Here is a 17,065-nt window from a genome sequence, read left to right as displayed (position 1 = left end):
GGCCGTCATGACCGCCCGCCCTCCTCTTGCAGGATCAGCCGAGCTGCTTTTCCAGATCGCCCAGCACCCGATAGCAGTCGAACACCTTCGCGACGCTTGAATTGGGGTCGCGGCCTTCGCGAATGGCGCTGATGAATTCGCGGTCCTGCAATTCAATGCCGTTCATCGACACGTCGACCTGGCTGACGTCGATCTTTTCTTCCTTGCCGTTCACCAGATCGTCGTAACGGGCGATATAGGTGCCGCTGTCGCCGATATAGCGGAAGAAGGTGCCCAGCGGACCGTCATTGTTGAAGCTCAGCGACAGGGTGCAGATCGCCCCGGTTTCGCTCTTCAACTGGATCGACATGTCCATGGCGATGCCGAGTTCGGGATGGATCGGCCCCTGCATGGCGTGCGCATCGACGATCCTGCCTGCCTGATAGGCGAAGAGATCGACGGTGTGGGCCGCATGGTGCCAGAGCAGATGGTCGGTCCAGCTGCGCGGCTCGCCCTTCGCATTGATGTTCCTGCGGCGGAAGAAATAGGTCTGCACGTCCATCTGCTGGACGTTGAGTTCGCCCGCCGCGATCAGATTGTGCACATATTGGTGCGACGGGTTGAAACGGCGGGTGTGGCCGACCATGCAGACGAGGCCGGTTTCCTTCTGCTTCGCAAGCACGGCCTGCGCGTCGGCCCAGCTGTCGGCGAGAGGGATTTCAACCTCGACATGCTTGCCTGCGTTCATGCAGGCGATCGCCTGTTCCGCGTGCATCTGGGTGGGCGTGCAGAGGATCACGACATCGACATCGTCGCGGGCCAGCGTTTCGTCGAGGTCGGTGGTGACATGGCCGATGCCATATTTGGCGGCGACCGCTTTGGTCGGCTCCAGCTCGCGACCGATGATCGAGGTGACGGTCACGCCGTCGATATTCTTGAGGCCATCGAGATGCTTTTCACCGAAAGCACCGGCACCGGCCAGGGCAATGCGCATGGGGGATTCTCCTTGAAAACGGTTAGCGGGCGGGTTCGAGCACCAGATGCCCGACCGCGGTGTTCGACGCAGGCACGTGGTAGTGGCGATGCAGCGTCTTCACCGCCTTGCCCAGCGCGCCGCGCATGATCAGCCACATCACCATCTCGATCCCTTCGGACCCGGTTTCCCGCAGATATTCGATATGCGAAATGGCGCGCAGCGCTTCGCCGTCATCCTCGCTCATCAGGTCGAGGAAGCGGTTGTCCCACTCCGCATTGATGAGGCCGGCGCGCGGCCCCTGCAACTGGTGGCTCATCCCGCCGGTGCCCCAGACCTGGACGTTGAGATCCTCCGGGAAGCTTTCCACCGCCCGCGCGATCGCCTCGCCCAGCAGCCAGCAGCGATTGCCGGACGGCGGCGGGTAAGTGACGACGTTCACCGCCAGCGGAATCACCTGGCACGGCCATTGTTCCGGCTGGTCGAACATCAGGCTCAGGGGCACGGTCAGGCCATGATCGACATCCATCTCGTTGATGATGGTCATGTCGAACTCATCGAGGATCAGGCTCTGCGCGATATGCCAGGCCAGATCGGCATGCCCCTCCACGTCCGGCACCGGGCGCGGTCCCCAGCCTTCGTCGGCGGGCTTGTAGCGGTCGGCACAGCCGATGGCGAAGGTTGGAATGATCCGCATGTCGAAGGCCGAGGCATGATCGTTGTAAACGAGGATCACGACATCGGGCTTTTCCTGGGCGATCCACTGGCGCGACCAGTCATAGCCTTCGAAAACGGGCCGCCAGTAAGGCTCGGCGGTCTTGCCAAGGTCCATGGCGGCCCCGATGGCGGGCACATGGCTGGTCGCGACGCCGGCGGTGATGCGGGCCATCAACGTTTCTCCCTGATGGAACGGACGCCCTGCGGAGAACGGCCCCCGGCGATCATCATCGCCTGATAATCCTCCGGGCTCATGCCGGTCATGGTGCCGACGGCCTGGAGGAAGCTGAGGCCATCGGTCGAAAAGACCTTGGCCAGGAAATAGATATTGCCGCCCAGATCCAGGCAACGGTTGTAATCGCGGTCGAGGATCGCCTGTTTCTGCTCCTCGGTCATCGACCATTCGTCGATATAGGCGCGTTCACCGGCCTGCCACCGCTCGCGATTCTCGGCCTTCATCAGGCTCATCGCGAACTGGTTCATCCAATAGCCCTGCCGCGCGCGCTTGGCCGTATAGACCCGGGTGCCGGGAATATCATCGAACTCGGCCAAATATTCGTGAATATCGCGATTCATGGCATCCTCATATCCGGGCATCCGCCTTACAGGCCCCGCGCCTTCAACTGCGCATCGAGACGCGGGAAGACGCGGCGGGCATTGCCTTCGAAAATGGCGTGGCGCTGCGCGTCGCTGATGTCCAGCGCGTCGACATAACGCTTGGTATCGTCAAAATAATGACCGGTGGTGGGGTCGATCCCCCGCACCGCGCCCACCATTTCGGACCCGAACAGGATATTCCTGTTGTCGATCACGTCCGCCAGCAGATCGACGCCCGGCTGGTGATAGACGCAGGTGTCGAAGAAGATGTTGTTCATGAGGTGCGTGTCGAGGCTGGGCTTCTTCAACATGTCGGCCAGCCCGCGATAACGCCCCCAATGATAGGGCACCGCGCCGCCGCCATGCGGGATGATGAAGCGCAGCGTCGGGAAATCCGCGAACAGGTCGCCCTCCAGCAGCTGCATGAAGGCGATGGTGTCGGCGGCGATATAATAGCCGCCGGTGGCGTGCATCGCCGGGTTGCAGCTGCCCGAGACGTGGATCATCGCGGGGACGTCCAGCTCAACCATCTTCTCGTAGAAGGGATACCAGTAACGGTCGGTCAGCGGCGGATGCTGGAAATGGCCGCCGCCCGGATCGGGATTGAGATTGCAGCCGATGAAGCCCATCGCCACGCAGCGTTCCAGCTCCGCGATGCTGTTCGTCATGTCGGCGGCGGGCGACTGCGGCAGCATGCAGACGCCAGTGAAGATTTCGGGGTAGAGCCCGACCACGCGCGCGATCAGGTCGTTGCAGCGGGTCGCCCATGATCTGGCGACGTCCGCATCGCCGACATGTGGCGCCATGGCCGAAGCGCGAGGCGAAAAGATGGTGATGTCCGCGCCGCGTTCCCTGATGAGCCGCAGCTGATTGGATTCGATTGTGTCGCGAATCTCGTCATCGGAAATCTCGGGATAGGGTGGGGCAGCCACGCCCGCCTTGAAGGCCGCCTTCTGCTGCTCGCGCCAGTCGTCATGCCCCTTGGGAAGCACGGTGTAATGGCCATGGCAGTCGATAATCAGGCTCATGCGTTCTTTTCTCCGAAACCCTTCGTCCTTCCCGCGAAGCGGGCGTGACGGATCATTGCAAACCCGCAAACACCGCTGCGATCTTCCCGCTCAACCCCTCGGGCGGCGTCCCGACCCCCAGCGTGCCGATGGCGCCCTGCCGCTCGACCGTGCCGCGCGTCATGACGGCGCCCGTGCCCAGCCCTTCCAGCGTCTTCACCACCTCTTCCATTTCGGCGGCGCGCCGCAGCCCATGAACCAGCATCCGGTCGAGATTATAGTCGGCCCGCTCTTCCCAAGGCTTCACCTTCTCGCTGGCGTCGAGCGAGGCCAGCACCTCCTCCCGCACCCCGGCAGCCTCGGCGGCGAGGATGCATTCGACGGTCAGCGCCTCTATCCCCTTCACCATGACCGACCGGATCATCTTGATCGAGGAAGCGCGGCCGACGGCGTCCCCGACCACCCGCGTCTTCGCGAAACCCAGCGTCGCAAGACGCGCCGCAGCCTCCTCCGCCTGTCCCCCGCTCAACAGCAGCGGCACGGACAGCCGCGCCGGATTGACCGGCGCCATCACCGCGACATCGACATAATGGCCGCCTGCCGCCTGGATGACGCCCGCCGCCGCCTGCTTGGTCTGAGGGGCGACACTGTTCATGTCGCAATAGATCGCCCCGGCGGGCAGGCATTCCGCAGCGGCCTCCGCCACGGCCAGCGCCTGATCAGCCGTCACCAGCGAAAGGATGAGATCAACGCTCGCCAGCGCATCGTCCAGAAAACGCGCGCCCAGCACATGCGCGGCCTTGTAGGACGCCAGCATCGCCTCACGGTCTGGACCATTGCCCGTCTTGCGGTCGAAGACATGCGCCCGCGCACCCCATTCGCCCGCCACGGCGAAGGTTGACCCCGCCTCGCCAAAACCGATCAGACCGACTTCCTGCTCCATGGGAAGGGGCATGGCCCATCCCCCGCAAGGGCGCCAATCGAATCCGCGCGCCTTCCATAAGAATTTACGAATATATTTTCCCGGCCTCGGCCACAATGACGTCCATGAAGCGGTTTTGCATGCGGGTCGGGCGCCAGTCGGCGCGGGTGGTGAGGCCGATGGTCCGGCTGACCGATCCCGGCGCGGGGCCGATGTCGACCACCAGCCCGACATCCAGTTCCAGCGCGAGCTGATCGACCGACAGCAGCGTCAGATAATCCCCCCCCAACAGCAATTGCCGGATCGTCATCACCGACCCGCATTCGATCGGCACGGACGGCAGGTCGCCGCCCAGCGCTTCGAACATGTGCCGCCACAATTGGCGCAGCGGCGCGCCTTCGGGCGGCAATATCCAGGGGAAGCGGCGCAGGTCGTCGGCAGTCCACCCCCCGTTCAGCGGATGTCCGGCGCGGCCGATGATGATCGGCCGGTTCTCGAACAGGGGCTGTTGCGTCAGGTCGTGGCCGATGGAAGGATCGCGCAGCGCGCCGATCATCATGTCGACCTCCCCGTCGCGCAAGGGGCCGACCAACTCGGCATGGGAACCTTCATGGACGCTGATGTCGACCTGCGGAAAATCGGCGCGAAAGCTGGCGATGACGGCGGGCAGCAGGCGCGCGCGCGACAACGGCATGGCACCGACCACGATCCGCCCGCTCTCCTGCCCCTTGACATGGGCAATATCCTCCAGCCCCGAACGCAGCTCCGCCAGCGCCAGCCGCAGCCGCCGCGCCAGCACCGCGCCCTGCCGGGTCAGCGCCAGCCCCCGGCCGCGACGGTCGGCCAGCCGGTAGCCCATGGCCAGCCCCAGATCGCCCACCGCCCGATGTAGCGAGGGTTCGGTCACTCCCGCCTCCGCCGCTGCCGCCGGATAGCTGCCCGCCCGCGCGAGAGCGACGAAGGCGCGGATCTGCGTGGCCGTCACCCGGCTGCTGCCGATCAGGCGCAGGGCGGCATGGACGCGCGGCGCCAGCGCCAGCGCCGCCTCCGTCGGGACCATGCCGCCTGGCTGCCGTTCGAACAGGGGCAGGCCCAGCTGCGCCTCCAGCTTGGCGATGCCCTGGGTGACGGCCGGCTGCGTCAGATGAACCGCGCGGGCAGCGAGCGAAACGCTGCCCTGCTCGATAACGGCCGCCATGGCGGCGAGATGGCGGATATTGAACTGATCAGGGGACATGTTCAATAATTAGCAAAATTTTATGGTCGGCGCATAGATCGGATTTGTTCGCTCCGCCCGGCTCCTTCATGAGAGGATCAGCTTTGCTTTCGTGGGAGAAGGATCAATGTCCGGCGTCGTCGTCCAGAATATCGAGCGGGCGGAGCTTTCCATCATCGATGGCCTCGCCCGATGCGGCGTCGCCACGGTGCACGAAGCGCAGGGCCGCTCCGGCCTTCTCGCCTCCTATATGCGCCCGATCTACAGCGGCGCGCGGATCGCGGGCAGCGCCGTTACGATTTCGGCGGCTCCCGGCGACAATTGGATGGTCCATGTCGCGATCGAACAGTTGAAGGAAGGCGATGTCCTTCTCCTCGCGCCGACCAGCCCATGCACCGATGGCTATTTCGGCGACCTGCTCGCCACATCGGCGCAGGCGCGCGGCTGCCGCGGCCTGATCATCGACGCGGGCGTGCGCGACGTGCGCGACCTGACGGCGATGGACTTTCCCGTCTGGTCGAAGGCCGTCCATGCGCAGGGCACGGTCAAGAACACCATCGGATCGGTCAACGTGCCGGTCATCTGCGCCAATGCGCTGGTCAATCCGGGCGACGTGGTGATCGCGGACGATGACGGCGTGTGCATCGTGCCGCGCGCCAGGGCGTCCGAAGTGCTGGAAAAGGCACAGGCCCGCGAAGCCGCCGAGGAAGCCAAGCGCGTGCGTCTGGCGGCGGGCGAGCTGGGCCTCGACATCTACAATATGCGTCCGCGTCTGGAAGAGATGGGACTGAAATATGTCTGATCCCGCCGGTTCCGCGCCCGAAAGCGGCGGAAAGCAAACCAGCGCCCGTGTCATGTGGATGCGCGGCGGCACGTCGAAGGGGGGGTATTTCCTTGGTTCGGACCTGCCTGCCGACGCCGACGCCCGCAACGCCTTCCTGCTGCGGATCATGGGCTCCCCCGATCCGCGACAGATCGACGGCATGGGCGGCGCCGACCCGCTGACCAGCAAGGTCGCGGTCGTGACGAAGTCAGAGCGCAAGGGCGTCGATGTCGACTATCTTTTCCTCCAGGTCTTCGTCGATGCGGGCATCGTCAGCGACGCGCAGAATTGCGGCAATATCCTTGCAGGCGTCGGCCCCTTCGCGATCGAGCGCGGCCTGGTCGCGGCGCAGGCGCACGAAACCCGCGTCACCATCTTCATGGAAAACACCGGGCAGATCGCCGTCGCCACCGTCGAAACGCCGGACGGCAAGGTCCGCTATGATGGCGAGGCGACGATCGACGGCGTGCCCGGATCGGCCGCGCCGATCCCGCTGGAGTTCCGCGACACCGCCGGTTCATCCTGCGGCGCGTTGCTGCCGACCGGCAACGCGTTCGATGAGGTAGAGGGCGTGCGCGTGACCCTGATCGACAATGGCATGCCCTGCGTCGTCATGAAGGCCCAGGATGTCGGCATCACCGGCTATGAGGATCGCGACACGCTGGATGCTGATGCGGCGCTCAAGGCGCGGATCGAGGCAATCCGCCTTGCCGTGGGCGAGCGGATGAATCTGGGCGACGTCAGGGAAAAATCGGTGCCCAAGATGATGCTGGTCGCGCCACCCCGCCATGGCGGCGCGGTCACGGTGCGCAGCTTCATCCCGCATCGCGCCCATGCCTCGATCGGCGTGCTCGGCGCGGTCAGCGTCGCCACCGCCTGCATGATCGAAGGATCGCCCGCCGCCCAGGTCGCGAGCATCCCCGAAGGCAGCCGCAAGACGCTGTCGGTCGAGCATCCGACCGGTGAAACCACCTGCGTCATGGAACTGGACGAGAAAGGCGCCGTCATCAGCGCCGCGATGCTGCGCACCGCGCGCAAGTTGATGGATGGAGAGGTGTTCGCATGAATGACCGGCTTATCTCATGGCACGGCAACCCCTCTGTCCCCGCCTTCACGCCGCCGCCCGGCGCGGTGGACGCGCATTGCCATGTGTTCGGACCGATGGCGGAATTCCCCTTCAGTCCCAAGGCCAAATATCTGCCTGAAGATGCGGGGCCGGACATGCTGTTCGCGCTGCGCGACCGGCTGGGCTTCGCGCGCAATGTGATCGTGCAGGCAAGCTGCCACGGCACGGTCAATGCAGCGACCCTGAACGGGATCGCGAAGTCAGATGGCAAAGCGCGCGGCGTCGCCGTGGTCGATCCCGCGATCAGCGACGCGGAACTGGAAAAATTGCATGAAGGCGGGATGCGCGGGGTGCGCTTCAATTTCCTGAAGCGGCTGGTGGAGGATGCGCCCAAGGACAAGTTCATCGAAGTCGCCCGCCGCATCCAGCCGCTCGGCTGGCATGTGGTCGTCTATTTCGAGGCGGATATTCTGGAGGAGATGCGCCCCTTCCTCGACGCGATCCCCACGCTGATCGTGATCGACCATATGGGCCGCCCGGATGTTTCGCAGGGTCCGGACGGCGCCGATATGCTGGCATTCCGCGCACTGCTCGACAGCCGCGACGATATCTGGACCAAGGTAACCTGCCCCGACCGGCTCGACCCCAGGGGCGCGCCCTGGAACGATTTCGCCCGTTCGGTCGCGCCGCTGGTCGCGGACTATCAGGACCGGGTGCTATGGGGCACGGACTGGCCGCATCCCAATATGGAAAAGGCGATCCCCGACGACGGCGCGCTGGTCGACATGATCCCGCGCATCGCCCCGACGGCGGAGTTGCAGCGCAAGCTGCTGGTCGACAACCCGATGCGGCTTTACTGGCCGGAAGAGGTGGCGGGATAACCTTCCTGAACCGTCATTCCCGCCTCTGCGGGAATGACGGGTAAAAGCCAGCGGGCTTCTACCCCCCTCTTCCCTGCACCAACATCTCCACCACGCCCGGATCGGCCAGCGTCGACACATCCCCCAGCGCTTGCGCGGACGTCTCGCCCTCCGCGATCTTGCGCAGGATGCGGCGCATGATCTTGCCCGAGCGCGTCTTGGGCAGGCCCGGCGCGAACTGGATCACGTCGGGCGTCGCGATCGGTCCGATCTCCTGCCGCACCCATGCCACCAGCGTCTTGCGTAGCCCTTCATCGGCAACCTCGCCGCTGTTGAGCGTCACATAGGCGTAGATGCCCTGCCCCTTGATATCGTGGGGGAAACCGACCACCGCCGCCTCCGCCACGCTCTCATGGCTGACGAGCGCGCTTTCGACCTCCGCCGTGCCCATGCGATGGCCCGACACATTGATCACATCGTCCACGCGGCCGGTGATCCAATAATCGCCGTCCGCGTCGCGCCGGCACCCGTCACCGGTGAAATACAGCCCCGGATAGGTGGTGAAATAGGTCTGGAAGAAGCGCTCATGATCGCCCCAGACCGTCCGCGCCTGCCCCGGCCAGCTCCGCGCGATGCAGAGATTGCCCTCGCCCGCGCCCTCCACGGCCACGCCGTTGCCGTCCACCAGCAGCGGCGCGACCCCGAAGAAAGGCTTGGTCGCGGCGCCCGGCTTCAGGGCCGTCGCGCCCGGCAAGGGGGTGATCATATGCCCGCCCGTCTCGGTCTGCCACCAGGTATCGACGATCGGACAGCGCCCTTCGCCCACCACCTGATGATACCAGCGCCACGCCTCCGGATTGATCGGCTCGCCTACCGTGCCCATCAGGCGCAGCGATGCGCGGCTGGTGCGGGTCACATATTCGTCCCCCTCCTTCATCAGCGATCGCAGCGCCGTCGGCGCGGTATAGAGCGTCGTCACCTGATGCCGGTCGACCACTTCCCAGATGCGCGAAGGCGTCGGCCAGTTCGGCACGCCCTCGAACATCAGCGTCGTGCCCCCATTGGCCAGCGGCCCATAGACGATATAGCTATGCCCCGTGACCCAGCCGACATCGGCGGAGGACCAGAACAGCTCGCCGGGACGATGATCGAAGCTGATGTCGAAAGTCATCGCCGCCCAGAGCAGATAGCCGCCGGTCGAATGCAACACGCCCTTGGGCTTGCCCGTCGATCCGGACGTGTAGAGCAGGAACAGCGGATCTTCCGCGTTCATCGCTTCGGCCGGGCAATCGTCGGAAACGCGCGCGGCCAGTTCATCATAATAAGCGTCGCGACCCGGCTCCATCGCCACGGCACCCCCGGTCGCGCGGACGACGATCACGGTCTTCAGCACCGGGGCCATGGCGGCCGCCGCATCGACATTGCGCTTGAGCGGCACCGCCTTGCCGCCGCGCCGTCCTTCATCGGCGGTGATGACAAGCTTGCTGTCGCAATCGATGATCCGCCCCGCCAGGGCTTCCGGCGAGAAGCCGCCGAAAACCACCGAATGGATCGCCCCGATCCGCGCGCAGGCCAACATCGCGAAGGCCGCCTCCGGAATCATCGGCAGATAGAGCGTCACCCGATCGCCGCGCTCCACTCCCGCGCCCTTCAGCACATTGGCGAAGCGGCACACTTCCGCATGCAGCTGGGCGTAGGTAAAGCGCCGCGCCGGTTCCGCCGGATCATCCGGTTCCCAGACGATCGCCGCCTGATCCCCGCGTTCCGCCAGATGCCGGTCCAGGCAATTGGCCGACACGTTCAACATGCCGTCGCTGAACCAGCGGATGCCGAAATCGCCCTCGGCAAAGCTGCTCTCATCGGCACGGGTGGGCGCGCGCAGCCAATCCAGCCGCTCCGCCTGTTCCAGCCAATAGGCTTGCGGGTCCTCCAGCGAGCGGCGATAATCGGCGGCATAGCCAGCCGCGTCGACCTTTGCCTCGGCCGCCCATTGCGGCGGCACGGGGTAGAGATCATCGCTCTTTTGTGCGTGCGTCGTCAGCATCGGCCTGCCTCATTTCACCTTGGCGAGCGCGGCGGTCATCCGCTTGGCGGCGAAGGGCGGCAGCTTCACCGCCCGGGCAGCGGCGAGATCGGCGGGGCTTGCCTTGCCCACCTGCACCAGCGCGACCATGCCCATGGAATAATGCGGCATGCACTTGATGCCGTAGAGGCCCGGCCTGGTCACGGTCAGCACCGCTTCCTTGTTCATCGCGCCCTTCATCGGCGTGGCGCCCGCTGGCAGCATGTTGGCCATGGTTTCGGCATTATGGCTGGGGTTGGTCGGCTGAAACCGGATGGTGTCACCCACCGCCGCCTTGATGAAGGAAGGCTCGAACACCATGGCGCCGTCGGCGCCCTGATTTTTCATATGGACCACGATGTCCTTCGCCTGCGCGGTCAGCGGCGCCAGCGTCAGAAGCGCAGCGGCGGCGAGGCCGCCCAGGGTGATGCGGATGTCGGTCAAGATTCTCTCTCCCATCAAATGTCTCTTGGCGTTGAAATGACGCAGTGGGAGGGAATGCCGCAATTGACCTTTGGTCCTAAAGAGACGACGGACTGGATAGCCCCTGTCAGAATTTCGCCCTTACCCCCGCATACCACCGCCTCGGCGCGCCCGGTCCATAGGCGCGCGGATTGGACGCGCCCGGCGCCTCGGCCATTTCCACCGCACCCACATCGGCAAAAGTCCCGAAGGTCGCATATGTCCGGTCGAACGCATTGCGCAATTCCCCAAACAGCGTGACCCCCCGCCCGATATCTATGCTGGCGCGCAGATCGACCACGGCATAGCCCTTCAGCCGCGCCTGATCATTGCCCTCATCCCCCACCAGATATTGGCTTGAGCGCGCGATCACATCGCCGCCGACGGACCAGCCCCGCCCCGCATAATCCAGCGACAGCGTCGCGCTATGGCGCGGGATGCCGGGCAACCGGTCGCCGGGCCGGACGAAGATCACGCCATCCGCATCCGCCGCCGGATTGGCAGGGCTGGAAAGCGCCAGATCATGCCGGTAGGTCGCGTCGGTGAAGGCATAGCTGAAGCCCCCCGCAAAGCCGCCACGTTTCGCCTTCAGGCTGAACTCCACGCCCTGCCGCCGGGTGGCGCCGATATTGCGGAACCAGGCCCGCCCTCGAATGGCCGACGCCACATATTGAATGTCGTTGCGGTTGCGCGTGCGATAGGCCGACAGCAGCCATTCGAGCTGAAACCCGCCCCACTGCCCCCGCCCGCCAGCGCCGGTTTCCCAACTCCTGGCGACGACCTGCTTCAGCGGCGGATCGGCGATGAAGAAATTGGCGAGGCTGCACGGCGCATTTTCATCAGCGCAGGAGAGTTCGGCGGGCGTCGGCGCGCGATTGCTCTGCGCATAGCCTGCGCGCAGGCTCAGCCGATCCGACAGCCGATAGTCCAGTTCCACGCCCGGATTGAGCCGTTCGAACCGATGTTCGCCGTTGAGCGCCGTGCCGATCAGGTCGCGCATGCCGATCGCGGCACGATTATAGCGCAGCCCGATCTCCGCCGAGAGCCGCTCGGTCAGCGGCAGCCGGTCCTGCGCGAACAGGCCCCAATAGCTGGCATGGGCAATCAGCCCCACTGGCCCGATCGCGCCGTCCTGTTGCACGATGGCGGGACCCAGTCCTTCGACGCTACGATCCTCTGTCAGTTCCCCCAGTTCTGCCGAGGTGCCGAAACGGCTGCGGCTGGTGTCGTAACTGACGCCGATGGCGAGGTGATTTTCTTCGCCCAGCAAGGGCCGCTCATCAATGATCTGCACCAGAGCGCCCATCGCCCGGCTATTCAACCACCCTCGATTGAGCACGCCATAGCCTTCGCCACCCAGGCTGTCGGCGATCGCATGACCATCCGCATCCGTCAGCAGCGTCGCTTCCCCGCCATCCATGCTTTCCAGGCAGAGCAACCCGTCCTCGCACCCCTCGATATCGGCGGCGTCGCCATTCACCGTGCGCAGCTTCACCTGCTGGGCGTAGAAAGTGCCTTCGATCCGCGTCCGATCGCTGAGTGCCACCCATGGATGCAGGCTCACCCGGCCATAGCGCGCGCTCGCATTGTCCGGCCAGGTGAAGACCGCGCGCCGATCCGCCGCCAGCAACTCCACCGGCGCGACACCATTGCCGGTCAGGTCGGTGTCCGCACCGACCCACTTCAGATGCAGTCCGCCGGTCGCGGTATCAAAGCCGAGATCGGCATAGCCATTATAGAGCGTCGAGGGCGAATGATCGCGCCAGCCATCCTCATGGCGGTACTGGAAAGCCCCGAAAGCGCTGAAATCGCCCCGGTTGAAACCTCCTGCGACGCTCGCCTCCCTCGAACCGAAACGGCCGCCGGTAAGGCCAGCCTCCAGCCCCGGATCGCTCAGGCCCGTCCTAGTGTCGACCACCATCGCCCCGCCCAGGGCGTTGAGGCCATAGACGGCGCTGCTGTCGAAGAGCGTGAAACTGCGGATCGCCGCCTCGGGCAACAGATCGAAGGCGACCGTATCGCCAAAGGGCTGGTTGAAGCGCGCGCCATCGAGATAGACCGCCAGTCCCTGCGCCTGGCCTTGAAGCGGCGAGGCGGTGAAGCCGCGATAGACGAGAGTGGGCTGCCACGGATTGCCCTGCGCGTCCTGTAGCGTGACGCCGGCGATATTGCGGGTGAGCGCATCCAGCAGATCAGGCTTTCCCGCGCGGCTGATGTCAGCGCCGGTCACGCGAAGCGCGTCATCCGCATCGACCGCGCCACCCGGCGCCGTGACGATGATCGGTTGCCGCTCCGCATCGGCAGCATCGGCCCGCGCCTGTCCCGTCATGAACGCCAATGCGGTGCCGGCCATCCACAGGCTTTTCCTCATCCCCAGTCCTTTTTATCAGCCCCCATGAGAAAGGGCCGCATCCCTGTTAGGATGCGGCCCCCCTTTGTGACATTGGTCCTTGGGTCAAGATCAGAAGAACAGGATCGCCCCCGCCGCGACGGCGTCGGAACTCGCCTGATTGCCGTTATGCGCTTCCGACCTGGTGTGGACATATTCACTGAGTAGCGTGACCCAGTTGGTCAGGCCATAGCGGACCTGCCCGACATAACTGCTGTTCTTGTCAACCAGCGTTGGATTGGCCAGCGCATCTGCGGCATTGGCATAATCGAGATTGCTCTCGCCATAGCTGCCGCCGACCGACAATTTGCCGAAGCTCGCCAGGCCCTGCAAATAGAAGCCGTGGCTGTCGCGCCTGTTGCCCAGGCCATCGGTGTCGAAAAGGTTGAGCGCAGTGGTGCCCAGACCCGAAGCGTCATAATAGGTGCCGACCAGCGTCAGCGGCCCCACCGTGACCTTCGCGCCCGCATCCCAGCCCCAGCCGGTATAATCGGGACCAGCGACCACATCATGCTTCTGCCGGATGCCCGCCGCCCAGAGGCGGGTGGCCACGCCACCGAACTTGCCATCATAGACCAGCTTGCCCTGGAAGCCGGGTTCCTTGTTCGATTCATCCGGGCCGGTCAGCGAGGAGAGCGGTTCGAAAATGCCGACGCTCGCGGTGAAGCCGCTGAAGCTGGGCGTGGTGTAGGTGATCTGCGGCTGGAAATCGGTATAGATATAACCGACGCCGATCCGCCCCAGCGTGGTATTGGACGGTGCGACATTGCCCGCCGGCGTGCCCGAGGACAGCAGGGTGATGTCGTTCAAAATCTGCTCCGACGCGAACAGGCCGATGTCGCGGCCGATCTTCACTTCGCCAAAGCCGGGGCGCCCGAAGGTCAGATAGGTCTGCCGGAAATCGATCCCCGCCGTTTGCAGCCCGCGCGGGTTGCCGGGGCTGTTGGCGCCGCCGCCGGCCGCATAGTTGACCGAGTTGATGCCCGGATACATGCCGAAATGCGCGCCAACGTCCCAGCCGCCCTGGTTGGTCGTGACCTCCACCTTCAGGAAGCCCGGCAGCAGGCCGTTGCGAATGGCCGAGCTGTTGCTGCCGACTGTCGCCACGCCGCCGACCACGCTGTTGGTGGCGCTGGGCGCCTCGCCATTGTCATGGACGTAGAAGCCGTTGACGGAGCCCGAAAATTTGAGCGTCACATCACCCACTTGCAGCCCTACGCCGCTGCCGGCGACGCGGACGACGGTCTTGTCGTCGGACGATGCCGAGGCTGCGGGCGCGGCGACGGTTTCCGCGCGTTCATTCCCGAGCAGCTCCTGATATTCGTCGTCGGACAATATGCCCTTTTCGTGCAGGCGCTTCAGCAGATCGGCCGTGGTTCCCGCCATGGCCGGCGTGGCAGTAGCCGCGAGCAGTCCCAGTGCCGCGCAGCCAAGGAGCAGCGTCCTTTTCATGTCATCCTCCCTCTTATATGCCGGTCAAAGCCCCCGGCGTGAGGGGGAAAGTGGGGTGGACGGGACGGAGCGGAAATTGAACTTAGGGCTTCCTTCCTTGGACCTATACCTCCCCTGTGCGGAAGGCGAATAACCGGGGTTCAGGGAACCGCCACGATCCCCCAGGGCGCGGACCCCACCGGGATGGTCCCCGTCACCCTGGCACTGGCCAGGTCGATCACGCTCACATTGTCCGAAAGTCCATTGGCGGCATAAGCCCGCGCACCGTCGCTGCTCACCGCGACATGCCACACCCGCTTGCCGACCGGCACATAGGCACGCGTCTTGCGCGTCGCCACATCGACCAGCGCGACATGATCGCCCCTGCCCAACGCGATCACCGCCGTCCTGCCGTCAGGCGTGAAGCGGATGCCGCAGGGCAATATCCGATGCTCCGCGACGCCCGGAATGGCGAAGTGCAATGTCTCCACCACCTTGCGCGAGGCGGTGTCGATGATCTGCACCGTGCCGCCTACCTCCGCCGCGACCCAAAGTTGCTTGCCATCGGCGGTGAACTCGACATGACGGGGGCGCAGGTCGACCGGCGTGGTGTCCACCATCTCTTTCTTCGCGACGTCGATCCAGTTGACGACATTATCCTCCTCGGAGGTGACGGCGACCCACTGGCTGTCGGGGCTTTGCGCGACACCCTCAGGCTCGCCGCCGACATCAACCTGAAAGGCGACGCTCCTCGTCGCCAGATCGATGGCGGTCAGCGCCGCATCATCCTCATTGGCGACAAACAGCGTTTTCCCGTCGCGCGAAAGGAAGAATTGCTCGGGATCTTCGCCCGAGGGCAGTTCCGCCGCCACCTTCCCCGTCGCCCGCTCGATCACCTGCACCGCATGGTCGGTCGAGGCGCAGAGATAAATGTAGCGCCCGTCCTTCGACACCGCGATCCCACGCGGCCGACCACCCACGGCCCATGTCGCCATCACCTTCGCACTGGCGGCATCGATCACCGTGATGCTGTTGCCGCGCTCATTGGAGACATAGAGCGTCTCCGCCTGCGCGGCTGTCGGGATCAGCATCAGCCCCGCCAGAATGATGCGTTTCATGCCCTGAAATCCTCTCCAGCCTGCTCTCATCCCCAAGGTCTACCGGGCAGGCACCGCCATCGGGATAGTACCAATGGCCTATGGGGGCACAAGCCGCGCTGGCTTACAATCGGAGGCAATCAGGGGACATACCGGGTGAGGATTTCAAGCATGAAACTGGGACGCATTTCGCTGCTGGGCGCCATCGCCATTTTGGGCGCGACCACGGCAACCGGCCTGATGGCGCACGGCAATGTGACGCCGCAGGCCGTCGACACTTCCGCCTTGCCGGAAATCGGCGCGGAATGGCTTCAGAAAAATCCCTATAGCGGCAATGCCAAGGCGATCGAGATCGGCCAGTCGGCTTACGGCCAGAACTGCGCCCGCTGCCACGGTCTGGACGCGGAAAGCGGCGGCATCGCGCCTGATCTGCGCTATCTGGAGCAGGGTGAGTCGGGCGACCAATGGTTTGTCGAGCGCTTCCGCCACGGCTCCAGCCATGATGGAAAGGTCTATATGCCGCCCTTCGGCGACGTTCTGGGTCAGAAGGCCGGCTGGGCGATCCGCGCCTGGCTCGAAACCAAGCACGAAGGCTGAAATGATCAGCCGCCGGACCCTCCTTGGCGGAAGCGCCGCCTTTGCGCTGGGGCTGCTGCCGGGGATGACCCATGCAGCGCCGCTGGGCAAGGTCAAGGAATCGGGCGTGCTGCGGGTGGTGGTCTATAAGGACAACCGCCCCTGGTCCTGGGAGGAAGGCGGCAGGCTGGTCGGGCTGGACGTCGATCTGGCGCAGACCATTGCGTCCAAGCTGGGCGTGCGCGCTGATGTCGCCGAACTGGTGGCCGACGAAAGCGTGGACGACGATCTGCGCCATGGGGTGTGGAAAGGCGGGCTGCTGGGCTTCGCGCCGGGCGACCTGATGCTGCACATCCCCTTCGACCGGACCTTCGCCGCGCGCAACGATCAGGTGGCGATCATCGCACCCTATTATCGCGAGAGCTTCCGTTTTGCGGGTACGCAAAATGCCATCGATCTGGAGGCGCCGCCGACAGGCTGGCGCGGTCATCGGCTGGCGGCGGAGCTGGATTCGATCCCCGATTTCTACCTGATCGGCGCCTTCGGCGGAATTTTGGCGAAGGATGTCGCGCACTATCCCAGCGGCTCCGACGCGGTGGCGGCGGTGGCGGCGGGCAAGGCCGATGCGGTGCTCGCCAGCCGCGCGCAGATCGAGGAAGGGCTGCATCGTGGCGCGACGCTGGCGGTGCGCAAGGGACCGCTGCCCGCCTTTACCTCGCCGGGCTGGGATATCGGCATGGCGGTCAAGGAGAATAGCCGCACGCTGGGCGATGCGGTGGAGGAGATCATCTCCGCCATGGCTTCGAGCGGCGAGATGAAGGCGCTGTTCGCGCCTTATGGGGTGGAATGGGCGCCGGCGCTGGCGGCGGGATGACGCATGTTCCGCCC

16 protein-coding genes are annotated in these 17,065 nt (G+C 65.0%); 5 read left to right on the top strand and 11 right to left on the bottom strand.

What is annotated here, in order from left to right:
- Positions 1–34: 34 nt before the first annotated feature.
- The 6 genes from RUH75_RS14510 to RUH75_RS14485 all read right to left on the bottom strand — a co-directional run bounded on the left by RUH75_RS14510 (position 35) and on the right by RUH75_RS14485 (position 5,432).
- Positions 35–973, bottom strand: a complete 939-nt coding sequence (locus tag RUH75_RS14510) for a Gfo/Idh/MocA family oxidoreductase (RefSeq protein ID WP_313807177.1) — start codon at positions 971–973, stop codon at positions 35–37.
- Positions 974–995: 22 nt separating this feature from the next.
- Positions 996–1,841 (bottom strand): class III extradiol dioxygenase subunit beta, encoded by an 846-nt coding sequence (locus tag RUH75_RS14505; protein ID WP_313807175.1) that lies wholly within the window; start codon positions 1,839–1,841, stop codon positions 996–998.
- Positions 1,841–2,245 (bottom strand): protocatechuate 4,5-dioxygenase subunit alpha, encoded by a 405-nt coding sequence (gene ligA / locus RUH75_RS14500; protein WP_313807171.1) that lies wholly within the window; start codon positions 2,243–2,245, stop codon positions 1,841–1,843. Before ligA ends, RUH75_RS14505 begins: the two co-directional genes overlap by 1 nt.
- A gap of 26 nt (positions 2,246–2,271) precedes the next feature.
- Positions 2,272–3,294: an amidohydrolase family protein gene (locus RUH75_RS14495; RefSeq protein WP_313807169.1), complete on the bottom strand. Its 1,023-nt coding sequence runs from the start codon at positions 3,292–3,294 to the stop codon at positions 2,272–2,274.
- A 52-nt stretch (positions 3,295–3,346) separates the two neighbouring features.
- A complete protein-coding gene (locus RUH75_RS14490) occupies positions 3,347–4,216 on the bottom strand; it encodes a DUF1932 domain-containing protein (RefSeq protein WP_313807199.1) in 870 nt (289 codons plus the stop codon).
- A 64-nt stretch (positions 4,217–4,280) separates the two neighbouring features.
- Entirely contained in the window at positions 4,281–5,432 is a 1,152-nt protein-coding gene (locus RUH75_RS14485; RefSeq protein WP_313807167.1) for a LysR family transcriptional regulator, read from the bottom strand.
- 106 nt (positions 5,433–5,538) lie between these two features.
- On the opposite strand from RUH75_RS14485, the gene ligK reads away from it, so the two are divergent.
- From ligK to RUH75_RS14470, 3 genes are read left to right on the top strand one after another with little or no spacing between them, the layout of a single operon-like run.
- Positions 5,539–6,213 (top strand): 4-carboxy-4-hydroxy-2-oxoadipate aldolase/oxaloacetate decarboxylase, encoded by a 675-nt coding sequence (ligK, locus tag RUH75_RS14480; protein WP_313807165.1) that lies wholly within the window; start codon positions 5,539–5,541, stop codon positions 6,211–6,213.
- Positions 6,206–7,300 carry a 4-oxalomesaconate tautomerase gene (locus RUH75_RS14475; RefSeq protein WP_313807162.1) on the top strand — a complete coding sequence of 365 codons (1,095 nt, stop codon included), beginning with the start codon at positions 6,206–6,208 and terminating at the stop codon, positions 7,298–7,300. Before ligK ends, RUH75_RS14475 begins: the two co-directional genes overlap by 8 nt.
- Positions 7,297–8,181, top strand: a complete 885-nt coding sequence (locus RUH75_RS14470) for an amidohydrolase family protein (protein WP_313807160.1) — start codon at positions 7,297–7,299, stop codon at positions 8,179–8,181. Before RUH75_RS14475 ends, RUH75_RS14470 begins: the two co-directional genes overlap by 4 nt.
- A gap of 58 nt (positions 8,182–8,239) precedes the next feature.
- Here the strand turns inward: RUH75_RS14470 and acs are convergent, their stop codons facing one another.
- The 5 genes from acs to RUH75_RS14445 form a co-directional block, all read right to left on the bottom strand.
- Positions 8,240–10,204, bottom strand: a complete 1,965-nt coding sequence (gene acs, locus RUH75_RS14465) for an acetate--CoA ligase (protein ID WP_313807158.1) — start codon at positions 10,202–10,204, stop codon at positions 8,240–8,242.
- A 9-nt stretch (positions 10,205–10,213) separates the two neighbouring features.
- Positions 10,214–10,681 (bottom strand): pseudoazurin, encoded by a 468-nt coding sequence (locus RUH75_RS14460; protein WP_409592367.1) that lies wholly within the window; start codon positions 10,679–10,681, stop codon positions 10,214–10,216.
- 91 nt (positions 10,682–10,772) lie between these two features.
- The gene (locus tag RUH75_RS14455) at positions 10,773–13,055 is read right to left on the bottom strand and encodes a TonB-dependent receptor domain-containing protein (RefSeq protein ID WP_313807154.1); all 2,283 of its coding nucleotides are present in this window, start codon (positions 13,053–13,055) and stop codon (positions 10,773–10,775) included.
- Positions 13,056–13,145: 90 nt separating this feature from the next.
- Positions 13,146–14,525 carry a porin gene (locus RUH75_RS14450; RefSeq protein ID WP_313807151.1) on the bottom strand — a complete coding sequence of 460 codons (1,380 nt, stop codon included), beginning with the start codon at positions 14,523–14,525 and terminating at the stop codon, positions 13,146–13,148.
- A 140-nt stretch (positions 14,526–14,665) separates the two neighbouring features.
- Positions 14,666–15,622: a PQQ-dependent catabolism-associated beta-propeller protein gene (locus RUH75_RS14445; protein WP_313807149.1), complete on the bottom strand. Its 957-nt coding sequence runs from the start codon at positions 15,620–15,622 to the stop codon at positions 14,666–14,668.
- Positions 15,623–15,772: 150 nt separating this feature from the next.
- Between RUH75_RS14445 and pedF the strand changes: the two genes are divergently transcribed.
- Together pedF and RUH75_RS14435 are read left to right on the top strand one after the other, a co-directional pair.
- Positions 15,773–16,198 (top strand): cytochrome c-550 PedF, encoded by a 426-nt coding sequence (gene pedF, locus RUH75_RS14440; protein ID WP_313807147.1) that lies wholly within the window; start codon positions 15,773–15,775, stop codon positions 16,196–16,198.
- 1 nt (position 16,199) lies between these two features.
- Positions 16,200–17,051, top strand: coding sequence for an ABC transporter substrate-binding protein (locus RUH75_RS14435; protein ID WP_313807145.1), 852 nt, complete (start codon positions 16,200–16,202; stop codon positions 17,049–17,051).
- Positions 17,052–17,065: the final 14 nt, after the last annotated feature.

This window comes from Sphingobium sp. (assembly GCF_032153725.1).
GTDB lineage: Bacteria > Pseudomonadota > Alphaproteobacteria > Sphingomonadales > Sphingomonadaceae > Sphingobium.
The sequence above is the reverse complement of the archived record's forward strand: the minus strand, read 5'-3'. Positions and strand labels throughout refer to the sequence as shown.